Annotated in this window: 14 protein-coding genes; 3 read left to right on the forward strand and 11 right to left on the reverse strand. The window is 56.9% G+C overall.

The genetic code is table 11. The features are described from left to right. Positions 1-34: 34 nt before the first annotated feature. The 4 genes from ABIE60_RS09055 to ABIE60_RS09070 all read right to left on the reverse strand — a co-directional run bounded on the left by ABIE60_RS09055 (position 35) and on the right by ABIE60_RS09070 (position 3,789). Positions 35-499, reverse strand: coding sequence for an outer membrane lipoprotein (locus ABIE60_RS09055; protein WP_354469111.1), 465 nt, complete (start codon positions 497-499; stop codon positions 35-37). Positions 500-510: 11 nt separating this feature from the next. Next, positions 511-1,626 (reverse strand): phospholipase D-like domain-containing protein, encoded by a 1,116-nt coding sequence (locus ABIE60_RS09060; protein WP_354469112.1) that lies wholly within the window; start codon positions 1,624-1,626, stop codon positions 511-513. Positions 1,627-1,640: 14 nt separating this feature from the next. Continuing rightward, a complete protein-coding gene (locus ABIE60_RS09065; protein ID WP_354469113.1) occupies positions 1,641-3,434 on the reverse strand; it encodes an ABC transporter ATP-binding protein in 1,794 nt (597 codons plus the stop codon). Between the two features lie 109 nt (positions 3,435-3,543). After that, entirely contained in the window at positions 3,544-3,789 is a 246-nt protein-coding gene (locus tag ABIE60_RS09070; RefSeq protein WP_354469114.1) for an HP1242/YdcH family protein, read from the reverse strand. A gap of 100 nt (positions 3,790-3,889) precedes the next feature. On the opposite strand from ABIE60_RS09070, the gene ABIE60_RS09075 reads away from it, so the two are divergent. Then, positions 3,890-4,399, forward strand: a complete 510-nt coding sequence (locus ABIE60_RS09075; RefSeq protein WP_354469115.1) for a methylated-DNA--[protein]-cysteine S-methyltransferase — start codon at positions 3,890-3,892, stop codon at positions 4,397-4,399. Positions 4,400-4,484: 85 nt separating this feature from the next. After that, a complete protein-coding gene (aroA, locus tag ABIE60_RS09080; protein ID WP_354469116.1) occupies positions 4,485-5,765 on the forward strand; it encodes a 3-phosphoshikimate 1-carboxyvinyltransferase in 1,281 nt (426 codons plus the stop codon). Positions 5,766-5,810: 45 nt separating this feature from the next. On the opposite strand, the gene ABIE60_RS09085 is transcribed toward aroA, so the two are convergent. Both ABIE60_RS09085 and ABIE60_RS09090 read right to left on the reverse strand, forming a co-directional pair. After that, on the reverse strand, positions 5,811-6,131 hold the full coding sequence (locus ABIE60_RS09085; RefSeq protein ID WP_354469117.1) for a BolA family protein: 321 nt from the start codon (positions 6,129-6,131) through the stop codon (positions 5,811-5,813). A gap of 15 nt (positions 6,132-6,146) precedes the next feature. Then, positions 6,147-7,451: a DUF3422 family protein gene (locus ABIE60_RS09090; protein ID WP_354469118.1), complete on the reverse strand. Its 1,305-nt coding sequence runs from the start codon at positions 7,449-7,451 to the stop codon at positions 6,147-6,149. A gap of 124 nt (positions 7,452-7,575) precedes the next feature. On the opposite strand from ABIE60_RS09090, the gene ABIE60_RS09095 reads away from it, so the two are divergent. Then, positions 7,576-8,241, forward strand: coding sequence for a hypothetical protein (locus ABIE60_RS09095; protein ID WP_354469119.1), 666 nt, complete (start codon positions 7,576-7,578; stop codon positions 8,239-8,241). 5 nt (positions 8,242-8,246) lie between these two features. Here ABIE60_RS09095 and ABIE60_RS09100 read toward each other — a convergent pair whose 3' ends face one another. The 5 genes from ABIE60_RS09100 to ABIE60_RS09120 form a co-directional block, all read right to left on the reverse strand. Beyond that, positions 8,247-11,678, reverse strand: a complete 3,432-nt coding sequence (locus ABIE60_RS09100; RefSeq protein WP_354469120.1) for an SbcC/MukB-like Walker B domain-containing protein — start codon at positions 11,676-11,678, stop codon at positions 8,247-8,249. Further along, entirely contained in the window at positions 11,675-12,343 is a 669-nt protein-coding gene (locus ABIE60_RS09105) for a DUF4194 domain-containing protein (RefSeq protein WP_354469121.1), read from the reverse strand. The genes ABIE60_RS09100 and ABIE60_RS09105 overlap by 4 nt, the downstream gene beginning before the upstream one ends. Next, positions 12,343-13,743 (reverse strand): Wadjet anti-phage system protein JetA family protein, encoded by a 1,401-nt coding sequence (locus tag ABIE60_RS09110; protein ID WP_354469122.1) that lies wholly within the window; start codon positions 13,741-13,743, stop codon positions 12,343-12,345. The genes ABIE60_RS09105 and ABIE60_RS09110 overlap by 1 nt, the downstream gene beginning before the upstream one ends. A gap of 135 nt (positions 13,744-13,878) precedes the next feature. After that, the gene (locus ABIE60_RS09115) at positions 13,879-15,318 is read right to left on the reverse strand and encodes a retention module-containing protein (protein WP_354469123.1); all 1,440 of its coding nucleotides are present in this window, start codon (positions 15,316-15,318) and stop codon (positions 13,879-13,881) included. Positions 15,319-15,508: 190 nt separating this feature from the next. Beyond that, positions 15,509-17,305 (reverse strand): type I secretion C-terminal target domain-containing protein (locus tag ABIE60_RS09120; protein ID WP_354469124.1); only part of this gene is annotated, 1,797 nt, incomplete at its 5' end.

The following is a 17,305-nucleotide window of genomic DNA, read 5'->3' on the forward strand; positions in this document are numbered from 1 at the left end:
CCGGGCGCAATGCCCGGCCATACCCATCTGTGCTTCAGTAAGTCACACGCAGTGAACTGCCCTGCCCCAGTACCCTGATACGCTCTCCCTGACGGAAGAACTGGCCGTTATCCACTTCCTGTACCACTGAGACGACACGACCGGAATCAAGACGAATGGTCAACTCCTGCCCCTGCCGGGTCGTGACGGACTTTTCAACTCTCTGGCCCACCAGACCACCGGCAACGGCGCCCACCACTGTGGCCAGGGTTCGTCCGCTGCCGCCACCGATCTGATTGCCGGCAATACCGCCGACAACAGCGCCGGTACCGGCACCCACAACGCCATCGTCACGCCCTTCGATCACCACCGGTGTCACTGACTCGATAGTGCCATACTGTACCGTCTGGGCCTGACGCACCTGGTCCCGACTGTAGCTTGTGCCATACAGCCCCTGCTGGGCACACCCACCCAAAAGACTGGCCGTGAGCACGGTCGTTAGAATAATGGCTTTGTTCATGACACTCTCCGTTATCTGATCTTCAATACCAGTTGACTCAACAATGCCCAAACAAGTTCTTTTGCCTTGCGATGCCATGGGCGACGCGACCACTCTACGGCGGTCACCTCATGACACTGTTCCATGTCGACATTGATCAGCTGCTCCACCTGAGCCGTGAGCCCAGCGTCTTCTACCTCTATATTAGCCTCTAAATTCCAGCGCAGGTTCCAGTGGTCCAGATTACAGGACCCCAATGATACCCAGTCATCAACCAGCCCCACTTTGGCATGCAAAAAGCGCGGCTGATATTCGTAAATTCGCACACCGGCATTAAGCAGGCGCCGGTAGTAGCGTTTCGAGGCGTGATAGACCCAGAACTGGTCAGTGTAGGGACCTGCCACGATCATGCGCACATCCACCCCTCGCCGCGCCGCACGGCGCAGTGCCGTGCGAATCGACAGCGAGGGCAGAAAGTAGGCGGTTTCAAGCCAGACACGATGCCTGGCGCCGTTCACCTGATTGAGAAAGGCAACTTTGATATCCTGCTGATACAACCCTTGCACGGTGGTGACACGCATCCGAGCGTCACCCGCATCAGGCTGTGCAGAAGGCGGCGACAGCGCCTGGCCACTGCTGCGCAACCAAAGACGGTTGAAAAGACAGGCCAGGTCTTCCACCACCGGTCCCTGCACTTCACACATGACTTCATGCCAGGGGCAGCCGGTACGCTGCGACAGCCAGTATTCATCCGCCAGACCGGCACCACCAATGAACGCCTTATGCTCATCCACCAGTAACAGCTTGCGGTGATCACGGGCAAAGTTGCGAGTCCATTTGGACAACTGCAGCGGGTTGTACAGGATCAGCTGAACACCTCCCGCCTGTAGCCGCTCACGATCAGCCCGGGCCAGGTGGCGACCGCCAAACCCATCGATCAACAGCCGGACATCCACCCCCCGCAGCACCGCGTCGGTGAGTGCCTGGATGAATCGATCCAGAATCTTGCCCGAGCTGACCATGTAAAACTCCAGCCTCAGACTGGAACGCGCCTGCTCAATGGCCTCCAGCATCTGCGGGAAAAAACTTTCCCCGTCCACCATCAGCCTGACCCGATTGCCACCACGCCACTCAAAGCGCTGCCGCATCGATACTCCTCGTTTCAGAGCTGGCGCTGACCATAAAGCCGCGCATACAACCCTTGTTGGTCAAGCAGCTCATCATGACTGCCCTGTTCGATAACCTTTCCATCTTCAAATACGTAGACCTTGTCTGCCTGACGGACTGCACTGAGGCGATGCGCTACAATCACGGTGGTACGGCCACTGAGAAACTCGGACATGGCACGGTGCAAGGCAAATTCTGTCTGGGTATCCAGTGCCGAGGTGGCCTCATCCAGAATGACCACCGCCGGGTCTGTCAGCACCATGCGAGCAATCGCCAGACGCTGACGCTGGCCGCCGGAAAGTCGAACCCCCTGACGCCCCACCATGGTATCGAGCCCCTGTTCCAAGGCCATGACAAAGGTTTTCAATTGCGCGACATCCAGCGCCTGCCATAGAGCGTCGTCCGAAATTTCACGTCCCAATGTCAGGTTATCACGGACAGAGCCGTTAAACAGAGCCGGCTGCTGCAGTACCGTGGAGACATGTTCACGCACGCGCTCAAGCCCGATCCGTTGCACCGGAACCCCGTCAAAACAGACATCACCCTGCTGCGGTGGATACAGCCCCAGCAGTACCTGCACCAGAGTGGACTTGCCACCGCCACTGGCCCCCACCAGCGCAACTTTCTGGCCAGCCGGAATCTCAAGACTTATACCGCGCAGCACCTCCTGCCCCGGGTAGTAACTGAAATGAACATCGCGCAAACTGATGGAAACTGTTTTGCGGTTCTCGAAAGGGTTCTGCAGCTGTGGGTAGCGGGGCTCAAGATTCAGGGCCAGCAATCGATTGACCCGCTCCAGCGCTGCCCGCGCCCCGAACCAGGCATACTGCATGCCCAGAATTTCCTGCACCGGCCCCATCATGAACCAGAGATAGCCAAACACGGCCATCATCTGTCCCACTGACAGATCCGAAAACACCACCATCAGCATGGAAACCGCACGGAACAGGTCAACGCCCACCATGAACAGCATAAAGCTCAAGCGATTGGCGGCATCAGAGCGCCATTCAAAGCTTGAGGAGTGGTTGCGCACCTGTCTTGCGCGTTCAATCAGCTGCTGCAGGTAATGCTGCTCCCGGTTGGCCGCACGGATCTGCTGGATCGCATCCAGGGTTTCCGTCAGCGCACCCTGAAAAAGCTCATAGGCTGAATTTTCCCGCGCCTTGAGATGCTTCACCCGTTTGCCAACGGTCATGGTCAGCCAGATGACAAAGGGGTTCAGAAACAGAATGAACAGTGCCAGCTGCCAATGCATCCAGAGCAGAATCACGGCGGTGCCGATGATCGACAGCACCGCCACCAGAAAGCGGCTGACCGAACTGCCGACAAAGCGATCTACCGTATCCAGGTCCGTTACAAAGTGGGATGCCACACTGCCACTGCCCAGCGTTTCATACTCAGCCATGGAGATCCGCTGCAGCCGCTCGAGCAAGCCGGCACGTATGTGATAGATCACGTCCTTTGAAATGATCGTAAACTGGCGAGCCTGCAGTACGTTCAGGCCCAGGGCGAACAGTCGCAACAGGACCGTCAGCACCAGAACCGACCCGATGTACAGCGGAGGCCCCTGCCAGGGTTCAGGAAACAGGTTGTTGACGGTGGCGACCACAACTCCGGGTTGATCCAGCAGCACCTCATCGACCAGCAACGGCATCAAAAGTGGCAGAGGCACACTCAAAGTGGCCGCAAGAATGGCTATCAGGTTGGCCAGAATCAGCTCGCGTCGGTGGCGCAGTGCAATATTGAAGATGTAATGCCAGTCGTAACTGGATGGTGAAGAGGCAGACACCCGAAGCTCCCTATCGACAGACCTGTCGTTGCACTACAAATGTACGCCGCTGGCGTAAAGAAAAACACCCGCGATCAGCGGGTGTTTTCAGCCACTCTGGACGGCGCTATCAGTTGCCGGCGTCTTTCAGCATGGCGTAAAGCTGATCTTTCAACTGCAGACGCTTCAGCTTGTACTCTTCTTCCGTACGAGTAGAGACCGGAAGAGTTTCCGCTTCCATCTGTTCCACTTCCTTGGTGATCACATGATATTCGTCGAACAGCTTGGCAAAATGCGCGTTTTCCATCTTCAGAGTATGAATCTGATCACGGTATTCGGGCAGTTCATGGACGAGATCATGGTGCTCAATAGTCATCAACGTATTTCCTGAGGTTGTTGTCACGGTACAGTTTCACTATCCTTCAGGCATGATAGGTTTTCCATGACAGGCGTCAATAGCTATTCGCGGGGCCCACATGATCCACACGCTCATCCTTCCTGATACCCCGGTCGGGCCCTTGACGCTGCAGGCTGACGCAAAGGGGTTGTGCCGAGTTGACTTTGGCCAGCGCAGTTCAGCCCAGAGCCCCGAACACCCGATCCTGCAGGCGGCGGCCAGCCAGCTTGAAGCCTATTTTGCCGGCAGGCTGAAGCAGTTTGACCTGCCTCTGGCCCCGGTCGGTACCGCCTTTCAGGAACAGGTCTGGAACAGGCTGCTTGAAATCCCCTGGGGCAACACCTGCAGCTATGGCGAAATCGCGGCCCGGATTGGCAATCCCGGGGCCTCCCGTGCCGTGGGACTGGCCAATAACCTCAACCCGCTGCCCATCATCATTCCCTGCCACCGTGTTGTTGCCAGCAACGGTGAACTGACCGGCTATGGCGGTGGCTTGAAGCACAAGATCTGCCTGTTGCAGCTGGAGCAGATCGCGATCCAGCCGGCCAAGCAGCCCGAGCGCGCCCGCATCATCCGTAAGCCGGCATAATCGACCCGACGAGGACTCGACCTTGACCGGGATACAGGGTAGTTTATGCACCCCACTCCCAGTGTTTAAAGTGAAGCTGCCTCAGATGGATACCCTGACCCTGCAGCCGCTGGCCCAAGCCAACGGTGATGTTCAGATCCCCGGCTCCAAGAGCCTCTCCAACCGCATTCTGCTGCTGGCCGCCCTTGCCGAGGGTCGTACCCGCATCACCAATCTGCTCGACAGCGATGATGTGCGTCATATGCTGAACGCACTCAAGGCACTGGGCGTCAGCTATCAATTGGCGGATGACCGCCGCAGCTGTGAGCTGGACGGTCTGGGGCAGGCATTCAAGTCAGAACAGGCACTGGAGCTGTTTCTGGGTAATGCCGGTACCGCCATGCGCCCTCTCTGTGCAGCTCTGTGCGCCAGTGAAGGCAGATTTAATCTGACCGGTGAGCCACGCATGTATGAGCGGCCGATCGCCGATCTGGTGGATGCCCTGTTGCCGCTGGGTGCCGATATCGAATATCTGGGTGAGCCGGGCTACCCGCCACTGCGGATCAATGCCAAAGGCCTTAAAGGCGGCGAAGTCAGTATTCGCGGCAACATCTCCAGCCAGTTCCTGACCGCCCTGTTGATGGCGGCTCCTTTGGCCGAGGGTGATCTGAGCATTCAGGTGGAGGGCGAACTGGTCTCCAAGCCCTATATCGACATCACCCTGCACACCATGGCGCTGTTTGGCGTAGAGGTGGAAAACCACGACTACCAGCGTTTCGTGGTACGCGCCGGTCAACAGTACCGTTCACCGGGTGAGGTGATGGTGGAAGGGGATGCCTCTTCGGCCTCCTACTTTCTGGCCGCTGCCGCAATCGCCGGTGGCACCGTGCGGGTCTACGGCGTCGGCGCCGACAGCGTACAGGGTGACAAGGCCTTTGCCGAGGTACTGGGCAAGATGGGGGCGCAGGTCAGCTATGGCCCGACCTGGATTGAAGTGACGCGGGGCGAGCTCAACGGCGTTGATCTGGACCTGAACGCCATCCCCGATGCCGCCATGACCATTGCCACCACGGCCCTGTTTGCCAAGGGCCCCACCGCCATTCGCAATGTTTACAACTGGCGCGTCAAGGAAACCGACCGTCTCAGCGCGATGGCGACAGAACTGCGCAAGGTCGGGGCTGAAGTGGTCGAGGGAGAGGACTTTATCGAAATCACGCCACCTGCACAGATTCAGAGCGCCGCCATCGATACCTATGATGACCACCGCATGGCGATGTGTTTCTCGCTGGCCGCTTTTGGCGATGCGCCGATCACCATTAATGATCCCGGCTGTACCCGCAAGACGTTTCCGGAATATTTCGAGCTGTTTCGCCGCATCACGGCCTGATGCAACCGTCCGGCTTGGGCACGGGTTGAACCTGCCCAAGCCGCTTCAGGCTTTATCCGCTTTTGAGCCACCCATGCAGTTGGGCGATTGGGGCACCTGACCATTGCGCTGCTGCCATTCTTCCGGCGTATGCAGATGCAGTGCCAGTGCATGGATTGGGTTCTGCATCAATTCTGCCACCAGCCCATATACCAGCTGATGACGCTGCACCAGCCGCTTGCCGGCAAAGTCAGGGCTGACCAGTACCAGCTTGAAATGACTTTCGGTTGCCGGGCCGGAGTGCATGTGGCTCTCGTTTTCCAGTGCAAACCGTTCAACCTGCATGCCGGCATTGACCAGCTCTTCAATACGTTCAGCAACGCTCATCTACAACTCCAGGACTTACTGATCACGCAGACGATCCTTGCGTGCCAGCTTGATAAAATGATGGTGGATACGCCGTGTGGCCAGCCAGACACTGAAGGCCACCACCGGCACCGAAATGCCGATTGCCAGTGATTTGTCCAGCGGTACACCCGCATCGTACAGAGCTTCAAACAGATACTTCAGCAGACCGATCAGGTAGTAGCTGATCGCCACCACGGACAGCCCCTCTACCGTATGCTGCATCATCAACTGGATGCGAGAGCGGCGGTCCATTGAGCTGAGCAGTTGCTGGTTCTGCTGCTGAATGCCCAGCTCCACTCGAGTGCGCATCATATCAGACACACGATCCACACGCCGCGAAAGGTCCTCCAGCCGCTCACTGCTCGCCTGGCAGGTGCGTACGGCCGGTGTCAGGCGGCGAGTGAGGAATTCAGTGATGGTCAGGTGTCCGGACACTTCATCCTCACGCAGCGCCTCAAGCCGGGTCAATACCAGCTCATGGTAGGCCTTGGTCGCCCCAAAGCGGAACGTGGAGCGGGCGCGCCAGGACTCGATACCGGCAGCCATTTCGATCAGATCGGCCAGCAACTCACGCTCGTTAACCTCGCCATTACCTGCCAGCTGCTGCGTCAGCTCCGCCAGACGCGCATCCATCCGCACCAGTTCGGGTGAAACCGTACGCGCCAGTGGCAGGGCCAGCAGGGCCATCAAGCGGTAGGTCTCAATCTCCATCAGGCGCTGGGTCAGACGGCCAAGCTGACTGTCACTCATCTGTTTGTTGACCACCATCAAGCGGCCGAAACCGTCCGAATGTAGTTGAAAACTGGCCCAGACTCGCGCATCACCATCCTGCGGGCTGCTGCCCACAAGGCGCATCTCTTCAAATGCCTGCTTTACCTGAGGCAGACTCGGTTCCGGCCCCTGCCGAGCATCTTCAATGCTGACATGAAATGCCGCTACTACCTGGCCAGGCAGGGTTTCAATCCAGCCCTCGGGCAACGGGGTCAGACCGGTTACATCAAAGGCGCCACTGCCCTCGGGAATATCCAGATTCACGAAAGTGAAGGTCGTGAACTCGGTATGCTGCTCCAGACGCATGCGAAAGGTGCCGCAATCATACTCATAGCAGTTGCGGTCCCCCTGTTCGACCGGGCAGCCAAACAGCGCGTACAGCTGCTGCAGATGCTCATGCTGCCCCTGACGATCAGCTTCGTTACACAGCAGCGCCATATGCGTAACCCGGGCCGGGCTTGGAATGACCTGAAACGGTCGTGAATGCAGCTCATCGTACAACAGCGAACGCAGTGGATGGATATTCATGGGCCTGTCTTTATATGCCAAAAATCTAACATTAAAGAATTCTGCCGCCGCAGGCCAGTGCCGCGCATCGTCAATTGTGGTCGGTTTGCTTTATACTTGCGACCTGATGTGAGTGCAGGTGACCATGATTATTCGCGTATTGCCCCAGCTGGAGAGTCGAGAGGAATGGCTGGCGTTTTGCCGCCGCGAAATGCCCTATTGCCTGATCGACCACCCGAGCTGCCTGGTCGATTTTCAGACCCACTTCCTGCAGCTGACCCTGTTCGAAAACGTGCCTGAAGTGCGCTATACCCTGGGTTCGCGCCGTTCGATGGAACCCGCCTGGCAACTGATCAAGGGCTGCAACTGGAGTCTGACCCGATTGATCGAGGGGCTCGCCTCACTGGACTTTGGCAGCAACGTGCGTGACAACGGCCTGCTCGGGCTTGAAGGTGAGCTCAGCGCTCGACGGTCTTTCCCGCGTGACGCCCATCTGCACAGCCCCGCCAGCAGCCGCCTGCTGGCTCCGCTTAAAACACTGCCGCAGCACTGGTGCGCTCACACCCTGAGCTGCCTGCTGGCAAACGAACAGTTCCGTGACTGGCGCGAAGAGCAGGAAGATGCCAGCCTGAGTGCGGCCGGAGTGCTGTTGGACATGCTCGACCATTCCGAGCAATGGAGCGGGCGCCCCTTCGGCCCTCGTCTGCAGCTATGCTACCGAGGACAGGTACTGGCCAGCCTGATTCCCGAACTGGAAAGGTATCCTTCAGAGCCAGCCCGACGGGGACTGCTGGCAGCCCCGTCGCGCTGATCGACTCAAAGCGTCAAGGACGCCTCTTCCACGTCGGCAGCTTCAGCCGCCATGATCTTGTAGGGATGATCAGAGGCGAGCAATTCCTTGCCCTGTTCTGTGGGGAACTCCACATCCAGATCAACGACACGACCATCACGGCACACATTGATAATGGTATCCATGCAGGACGACAGCAGTGAATACTTTTCATCCGGCGCTGCAATAATCGTCTGCAGGCCCAGATCAGACATGAAGCCCAGTGACGTCACCGTGTTCTCGGAGTCGAGCTTGTTGAACGCCTCGTCGAATACGGACAGACTCATGCCGCCCACCGGGCGCCCGTCGCCGCCTTCCTTGAGGCGATAGGTCGCCCCCAGCGCAGCCGCCATGGCCACATAGAACGGCACCTGATGCTCACCACCGGAGCCGGTCTTGATACGCTGAGTCAGAGTGGTCTTGCGGTTGCCCTGCAGATCTTTGACCACCAGCTCGAAGTTGTAGAAGTTACGGTAGTCCTGCAGCAAACTGCTTTCGCCCTCATCACGCAGCACATCGTGGATCTTGTTCAACGCCTCACGGTGGGTGTTATCCCCCTGATGCTGGATATCGAACAGGGTTCCCACGTTGGCCTGATCCAGACGGGTATAGGCCTCGACCAGTTCCAGAATGTCCTTCAGTTCCGGGTTGGGCATCATCTCGAAGCTGTACATCTCCTGATGGAACGGGCGGTTCTTCAGGTGACTGTTCAGTTCGCGGATCAGATCCTTGATCTTGTTGATCTGGTCATTCAGGTGCGCCACAAAGTCGGAACGGAAGGCCGTCTCGGCTTCCAGACGGGCACGTTCAGCCTTCTTGGTGTACTCGGCCAGCTCGGAGTCACGCAGCGCCTGGACAGTCTTGTTGACGTAGAATTCCAGGTCTTCGTGGGTGGAATCGGCACTGATATTGTCCAGTTCCTGATGACTCATGCCCCCGCCGTGATAGCGTGCCTTGTACTGAGCGACGGCATCACGCACGGCGTTTTTCTTTTTCTCGTGCAGTTGCAGTTCTGACTGCGCTTTTTTGGCGGCCTCGAAAATGATGCGCTCCAGCTCCCCGCCACAGCTTTCATCCAGGTAATCGCGCTTTTCCTGCGCCGACTGGGCATCAAAGTGGGGCTTTTCCTCGCACAGGGTGCGTGCCTGAGCGTGTTCCACCAGCTCCTGCTCCAGCACTTCAAGGGCCGCATTGTCCTTGATCATACCGGTACGGACCTTCTGCAGCTTCTCCATCAGGGTTTTCTGACGGGCCTCCACCTGCTTCTGACTGTCAGCCAACTCGGCAATGCGCTGCTGGATACCGCTGTCATCATGATTGCGCAGATCCACGACCGCTTGCTCGTAACCCTGAATTTCGCTGCTGAGCTGCTCACGCTGATTGACCAGATCGAACACGCTTTCGGTGACCTGGGTCAGGCCCGTCGTCATGCTGATCAGGGCATCACGCAGTTTTTCCAGCGACTCGTGACGCTTGCCCAGCGTGGTGAATTCCGCGATCAGCTCATCAACCTGGCGTCCCTGCACTGCCAGCTGATCCTGACGGCGACGGATACCCATAATCGGGCTCAGCTCGTTGATGGAGGTGGTCGAGCCCTCGGTCTGCAGCATGCAGTCGTAGGTCAGGGCCCGCTCCTGACGCAGCAGCTCCTGCTCGGTTTCGACCGCCATCACGCCACCCAGGGCACGGTTAAGGTAGGCTTGGGCGTGTTCGTTGTCGGTGTCGATAAACTGTGCCAGTGACCCCGGCTTGCTGCGATTCAGCCAGTCACCTGACTTGGTGGTATTGATGATTCGACATCCCTTGAGATGACGCCCCTTGCGGCGGTACAGGGTGATCGCTTCCTTAACCCGATCCGGTGCCACCACCAGTGCTTCACGGCGTGCGCCCAGGAAGGACTCGATGGCGATACGCCACTTGTCATCGTTGATATCGGCCAGTTCACAGATCGGTGTGGAGTCGATGCCATACTCACTCAGCAGCTCCATCAACTCACGCGTGTTGTGACGAATCGGCGCACGCCCCTGCTGCAACTGTTCCACCGCGCTTTTCTGGTTCTGGATCAGGCTGCGCAGGTCGTTAATGCGGATCACCGACTCTTCGTAGCGGCGCGAGATCGCCTTGCGCACGCTGTCGACCTGCCCTTTGAGTTCGTTGATCACCTTATCCACACTGACCGGCTCAGAGGGCCAGGCATCGGCCAGCATATTCTCGCCAGAACGCCAGAGTTCGACCGAGCGCTCCACCAGCGGTTTGAAATCATCCGGCAACAGGTCATTGTAGCTGGCAAAACTCACGGTGGTACGCAGCAGGTTGTAGGCCTGCTGGATCTTGTCCTTGACCACGTTCTGCTCGTGCTGACGCGCCTTGACGGTGGACTCCAGTGCATTGATCTTATGGGCCGAGTCGCTGCTGTTCAGTTCGGCGCGAGCATCAGCCAGATCCTGCATCGCCTGGTTCAGACGCGCACTGTTCTCCTCCAGCTCCTGCTGCAGCTTTTCTTCCTGTTCACTGTAGGATTCCAGCCGCTCGGCGGCATCTTCCTTACGCAGATCCGCCTGTTCAAAACGGCCTTCGTGGACCACCCATTCGTATTCGACCGCATTTTTCACGTTGCGGCTGATGCCGTTACACAGCTCCTGCGCCTTCTCCAGCTCGGCAATGCGGTTGGAGACCTCCAGCGTCTTCTGCTCCATCGCCCGGTATTCATCCAGCGACTTGCGGAAAGCACCAACATGTACGATGTTTTCGTCCAGCACGAATTCGCGAATAAAGCGTGTCGGGCTGTCGATCGGCACAAATTTCAGCGCGTTCTTGAAGTTTTTGACGAACTTGTCGTCATCATTCGGCATCTGCGCATCATGGCTCAGGTGTGTCACCATATCGCGGATAAAGCGATTGGCACGTTTTTCCAGAACCATCTCCGGACACTGCTTGAGCAGGCTGTCACGCACTTCGTTCCAGGGACGTGGCATGCGGCCATTGCCTTCCTTGACCGAGAAGTCGTCCAGCGACACGGAAAACTCCGGCAGAATAAACCGGCCCAGCACATCCTCTTCCGCACTGGCGGTCGATGCGCTGATGGCAATGCCGATACAGCTTTCTTTTGCGGTTTCGGTATCGAAGAAGCTGAGCGCCATGTAGGTCAGCGAGTCTTCGCGGGCGGTAGCCTTCTTGCCGTTGTCATCCATGAAGCCCAGGCAGTAGGTGCGCAAAGAGCGCTCGCTCTTCTCACCGGCCGAGGCGTTGAAGCTCAGGTGGCGCTTGTGGCCGCCCATGAGTACCGTCTGGATCGCGTCCAGCAGGGATGACTTGCCCGAGCCGTTGGGGCCGACAATGGCCACATTGCCCTTGATCGGAATCTCGACCGCTCCCAGCACATACCAGTTGACCAGCACAATCCGGTTAAGCTGCTTCATGCGGGCTTCTCCTCAGTCTCGGGGGTTGGCGTGTCGGGCAGGTCGGCCGGATCGGTATCCTCGGGCTCCAGCTGATCACGGATATCGGTGTCGCACAGCGCTTCGAGCTGGCCAATGTAGTCTTCCACCACCACCTGACGAATGGTCGGGTTGATCTTCAGTGGAATGTTTTTCGGGTCGGTTTCATCCTGCTTGCCGCGTTCAATCAGGCCGTGGCGAGTAAACAGGGAGATGATCTCCTTGAGACGGGTCTCGTTGGGGATCTCCTTGCCGGTCAGGTTGCTGAACAGGCGCAGCAGCTCGTCGGTACTGGTGTAGGCCTTGCCGCCTTCCACTTCGAAGCTTTCCAGCTTCTGCTCGTACTGCTGACGCAGGCAGAGCATCAGCAGCGACTCGTCCAGCTTCAGACGCAGCACACGCTCTTCACCCTGCGGCAGAATACCCAGATAGGCTTCGTCTGGCTGATACACCAGGCTCCAGCCGATCGCCGCAAACAGGTTACGAAAATACTCCGTGTTGCCGGCAATCAGAAAATAGCTGTCACGGTGCACCGGCCGGTCCGCATAGAGAAACTGGTTGCTCAGCAGCAGATTGGCGGCACGGATGAAGTCATCGGCGTCATGCTGCTCATTGCGGGAGACGATTTTCTGCAGATCACCAAGCATTAGCTGTTCCTGTGGATAACAAAACCACGACACTCCACCATTCCGGAGACGTTGACGTAGTTGTCTTCAAATTGAATTCGATAGCGCTGCCGCATCCGCTGCGCCTTCTTGCCCAGCGAGTTGAAGTGACGCACGTAACTGAAGCAGATGTAGTCTTCCACCGTGCCGATCCGAAAATCGGTTGCCCTCAGCTGCTCGCGGCCGGCAAGCTGGCTTTCCAGGTAGGTTTCGATACGATCCACATTGACCTCGCGCCGCTCTTTCCATTCTTTGAACAGACGGCGCAACTCCAGCACGGCAGGATCGATCTCTTTCTGGGTAATAATGCGCGGCTGAGCCTCCACCCGGCGGCGTACCGGTGCACGTACACTGGCGGGTGAGATAAAGCCCACTTCATCCAGCGTAGTGAGCGGCGGAATGACCTTTTCCGGCAGGTTGCCCACTGCCGCGATCAGGCGCGACAACCGTGCCGCCATGCCAGGTGTGGTCTTGTCCATGTAGCGCACGGTATCCGCGACCCGCTTTTCCAGCTGGTAGCGGAAATCGTCAATGGCGGCCAAGCGCTGATCCACCGACTCAAAGATGCGAATAATGCGGTTGATATGCTGGTGCACCTGCGCTTCGGCTACGTCGTATGACATATCCAGCTGCATCTGATAATGCTCGGCCAGCTGCTGCAGTTTGAGCGGATCGAACTGCAGGTCGCGCAGCATGGAGAGAATCTGACGGCGGAAGCGGAACGGGTTGTTGCGGGTTTTCAGCGTCTTGTAGTCGGAAACCAGTATCTGCTCAACAAAGCGGTCGAAGAAGCCGCGCACGATCTCCTGCGGGTTGTTGCTGGCCGACAGGTTCATTTTCAGCTCTCGCAGGCCCAACATCATGTCAGTCAAATGGGCACTGAAATCCGCCGCCGTTTGGGCTGCTTCAGAAAGCGTGATGCCACGCCCCAGAGGGTCACTGATGGCCGACTCCAGCGAACTGAGCACGTTCAGTACGGCACCGCCGTAGCTGCGTTTTTCCAGCCGGGCGATACTGACCAATGAGCGCAGCAGGTAGCTGACTGAAGGTGAAAGCAGTACATAGGTGCGGTACACCTTCTGTTCCTCTTCCAGCCAGCCAGTCTGAACCAGGCGTCGATAGATGCGATTGGTGTACTCGGCACTGGAACGAGGCGGCTCTGCGCCTGCATCTTCGCCAGGCTCTGTCTCCCAGCGGCGCACGCCCAGCCGCACCACGGCATTCTCGATGCTGGAGCGCACCAGATCCCGCGGGATAAAGGGATCGATCAGATCCTCGTCAAAAAAGAGATCTGCCAGCTCCAGCAGCACCGACTGATACACCTGCCGGTTCTGCCCCGAGAGCGGGAGAAATATGTCTTCAGGAAGCTTGTTGAAAAGCACTGATCCGTCCAGTTATACGCTGATGCCGATAGCGGGCTATGTTAGCGAAAAACCGGCGGAGAGATAAGGGGAATTGCGTCTGAATGGATATAGCGCAACAGCCCGCCAATCGGCGGGCTCTGAAACGATGAGGGCTTAATCCACGTGGATCACGCCATTTTCAAGCAATGCGGCCAGCAACTCGGCCTGATCCGTGCCGACATCCAGCCCCAAGTCACTGAAAGTCATATTCTCAATGGTCATCACTTGATCAATACCCGCATCAATGCCCTCACCGGCATGATTCAGGGAGAGCAACAGGTTGCCGCCCTCTTCAGCCACATGGATATAGTTAACGAGTGTATCCAGGCTGTCACCGCTTGCCCCCTCAAGCAGATCGGACAGATCCAGCCCGACTTCAACTTCATCATCCAGCTCAGGCATGGCATCGTCCAGTGTAGCCATCAGGACCGGCTCACCCGACATTGAAAGCTCTCCAGAACCGATATCCGCTGACGACATTGGTTTGAGACTATAGCTGGAGTCATCCCCGCCATCGAAGGCGATATACTTGAATTCCAGCGGCTCGCCGTTGCTGTCGTTCAGATAGAAGTGACCCATGCCTGTTTCGGTGTCGATCTGATCTTCCACCGAGAAATAGCGCTCGTTGTTGGCCAGCTGAATACGGTCACCGTTGGTATCATAGATCGACCACTGGCTACCGCCCACATTACCGTCAAAATGGAACCAGATCTCGGTCATGGGATTGGTCAGCTCAAACGCGATCGCTTCGGTTGGGTCCAGCTGATCAGGTGACTCCTGATGCGGGTTACCCTGTCGTTCAACCGAATAATAGCCGGTCTCTTCGTTGTAGATCGCCCAAGCGTTATCGGCACCTGTATCCTTCAGGCCATTGGCGTCAGCATAGGTCCCACCGGTACCGTTGGGGTTGTTTGCGCTACCCTGACCACCGACATAGCCCTGATAGTCCGCAATCAGTGACTCTGGGTCCTCTGGATCTTCGGGGTCTTCGGGAAGTTCAGGATCCTCTGGAGCTTCGGGAGTCGGTGGGGTCCCGGGAACCTCGGGGTTTTCGGGGGAAATAACCGGGATGGTATCGCCTGTCAATATTCCCTCTTCGCCGTCCGGCTGCTCAACGGAATAATTCAGGCCGATGGTGTCATACCCCGCTACCGGTGTGACTTCAGCCGCTGTTCTGGCCAGCACGATGAAGTCCGCACCCTCATTACCCTCAGCACCGGCACCCGGTGCGCCGGCGGCAGTGGCTTCAAGCAGCTCAGTCGGATCTTCACCGGCCAGAATCGCCTCCTGGATGGCCGCTATCTCTGCACTGACTGTATTCTCAGCCGGGGCCTGCACAGGAACCAGCGCTGACTCTGACACCAGCCAGTTCTGACCACCTTCAAGCGTCACAACCTGTCCATTGTCTGTAGTAAATTCAAGTCGTGAACCAGATGCAGTGCGGATCAGATCACCCAGCAAGATCGCGTCCCCTACTGCAAGGAGTCGCTCAGTGCCATCTGCAGCAATGGCCACGGCCTGACCGGAAAGAAACGAAACTGTTCCTGTACTCATGCTTTAGCCCTTTATATGTGTGGTTACTCATTCAAGTAAAGGCCGGTTTGGGCAAGAGAGCAAGGTGTACTGAGGGACAGGTTTTTCTGAGATTCCGTTCTGAGCCTTACGCAAACAAAAGGCCTCGCCATTGATGGCGAAGCCTTTATGTTACGAGAATTGCTCCAGCTCTTGCCGGAGCACTGCCTAATCAGCTTTGATCGACGTTGATATTACCACTCTGGATCAATGCGTTAACATCAAAACCAGTTACGTCAGTCAACTCGATCACCTGATCGGCAGTCCCACCAAGGTCGTTCGAGTCCAGACTACCATTGGAACTGACATACAAAGTGGTACTTCCGTTGCTTTCGATAGCCTGAAGATAGGAATCGATTGAGCCGGCATTCTCTCCGTCCTGCAGCAGCTCGGACAGGTCAAGCACATCCCCCTCAGAGGCGTCAAAGTCTGCCACTATATCAGTGCCACTTTCCCCTGATTTCCAAACGAAGGTATCCGCTCCAGAACCACTACCATCTTTGTTATCACCGTAGAGAATGTCATCACCCAAGTTACCAAAGATGACGTCATCTCCATCTGAACCGATAATAATGTCATCGCCAGTACCACCATTAATGGTGTCCGCAGAGGACGTACCCACCATTTCGGAAGTACCCAGCAAGTTGATATTCAAGTCCTGATAGCTCGATACATCACCATCAGCATCTTCAAGACCCAGGGAGAAAATCAGAGGCTGGTTTTCAGGCAGCACATCCTGTGAGTATGCTACACCCTCAATTTTTGAGGTAGCACTTCCATCCGCCGTGGCCGTGAAACTTATCTCACTGAAACTGTTGGTCGGGTCGAATATCACCCAACCGTTATCAGACACACTTACACTTCCGGTTTCACCTGCGTCCGTCTGCCAAGAAACATCCAAAGAACCACTGCCCTGCATTTTGAAATACAGGCTGACTGAATCCACGTCATTTCCTGACACCGCCATGGTGAAGTCTTCACCAGGGTCAAAGTTGCCGTTGCTATTTACACCGAACCCACTTGAGGTCGGTTTAATGTTTGTTGTGGAGGTGAAGGTAACGTCACCAATGGTCAGCGAGGATACAGCTGCACTTCCTTGTACCCCACTGAACGATACCGTGTTCTCGGTTGTCGGGCGTGAACCCAGAATATCGAATGTATAATGACCATCGGGGTTCACGGTAAGAGTGAAAAAATCTGCCCCTGTGCTATCAACAGTTGCCGTAACAGTCAAAACACCCGTCACTGGATTCGTTTCTGAAGAATAGGTAACACCGGTAAGTGCCGTTGCACCGCCAAACAGTATCCCGCCTATTCCATCTGCACCAAACGAGCCGTCAAACGTTCCTTCGTACGATCCGATTACGTTGGGCACTGAGTTGACACCCTCTCGGCCATCGAAAGAGTTCAGCTCAGGACTGTCATCTTCGACCGTTACCGTCAAAAAGCCTGTATCGGAGCCACCGTTACCATCACTGACGGTCACTCCGATATCAAAAGCAAGAGTATCTTCACTTGAAGTATCCGCATGGTCTACCGGTCCTTGAAGCTCCGCCGTCCAGGCTCCGTTCGAGTCAATGGATACAACCAAAACAGTGGCCATAGCAGTGGCACCTGTCAACTGAGTTGCGCCTACAAGACCGTTGGTTCCTGTGCCGTTACCTGACCAAGTAACAGGCTGGCCTCCTGAAGTAAGGCCGATGACTGGAGCACTCAAAGAGTATGTCAGGGCGTCCCCTTCCACATCCGAAGCCATAACCTGCCCGCTAGCAACAGCACTATCGGTGGTATCAGAATTGCCTTCATTATCCGGCAAGCCGTTAGCAAGCCCCTCTTCAGAGATAATAACTGCATCTGTAGTTATTATCGGGTCGTCATTGACCGCGGTCACCTGGCTTGTATCGCTGTCCACGTCGCTCAGCGCGCCATCGCTGACCGTTACCTCCGCCATCAGCTGCTCAATCGGCAC

Origin of the sequence: Marinobacterium sp. MBR-109, from assembly GCF_040547565.1 — a bacterium.
Classification (GTDB): Bacteria; Pseudomonadota; Gammaproteobacteria; order Pseudomonadales; family Balneatricaceae; genus Marinobacterium.

Excerpts from the sequence above, each read along its gene's own strand:
- ABIE60_RS09055 (WP_354469111.1), bottom strand. The coding sequence starts at position 499 with ATGAACAAAGCCATTATTCTAACGACCGTGCTCACGGCCAGTCTTTTG.
- ABIE60_RS09060 (WP_354469112.1), bottom strand. The coding sequence starts at position 1,626 with ATGCGGCAGCGCTTTGAGTGGCGTGGTGGCAATCGGGTCAGGCTGATG.
- ABIE60_RS09070 (WP_354469114.1), bottom strand. The coding sequence starts at position 3,789 with ATGACTATTGAGCACCATGATCTCGTCCATGAACTGCCCGAATACCGT.
- ABIE60_RS09075 (WP_354469115.1), top strand. The coding sequence starts at position 3,890 with ATGATCCACACGCTCATCCTTCCTGATACCCCGGTCGGGCCCTTGACG.
- aroA (WP_354469116.1), top strand. The coding sequence starts at position 4,485 with ATGGATACCCTGACCCTGCAGCCGCTGGCCCAAGCCAACGGTGATGTT.
- ABIE60_RS09085 (WP_354469117.1), bottom strand. The coding sequence starts at position 6,131 with ATGAGCGTTGCTGAACGTATTGAAGAGCTGGTCAATGCCGGCATGCAG.
- ABIE60_RS09090 (WP_354469118.1), bottom strand. The coding sequence starts at position 7,451 with ATGAATATCCATCCACTGCGTTCGCTGTTGTACGATGAGCTGCATTCA.
- ABIE60_RS09095 (WP_354469119.1), top strand. The coding sequence starts at position 7,576 with ATGATTATTCGCGTATTGCCCCAGCTGGAGAGTCGAGAGGAATGGCTG.
- ABIE60_RS09100 (WP_354469120.1), bottom strand. The coding sequence starts at position 11,678 with ATGAAGCAGCTTAACCGGATTGTGCTGGTCAACTGGTATGTGCTGGGA.
- ABIE60_RS09105 (WP_354469121.1), bottom strand. The coding sequence starts at position 12,343 with ATGCTTGGTGATCTGCAGAAAATCGTCTCCCGCAATGAGCAGCATGAC.
- ABIE60_RS09115 (WP_354469123.1), bottom strand. The coding sequence starts at position 15,318 with ATGAGTACAGGAACAGTTTCGTTTCTTTCCGGTCAGGCCGTGGCCATT.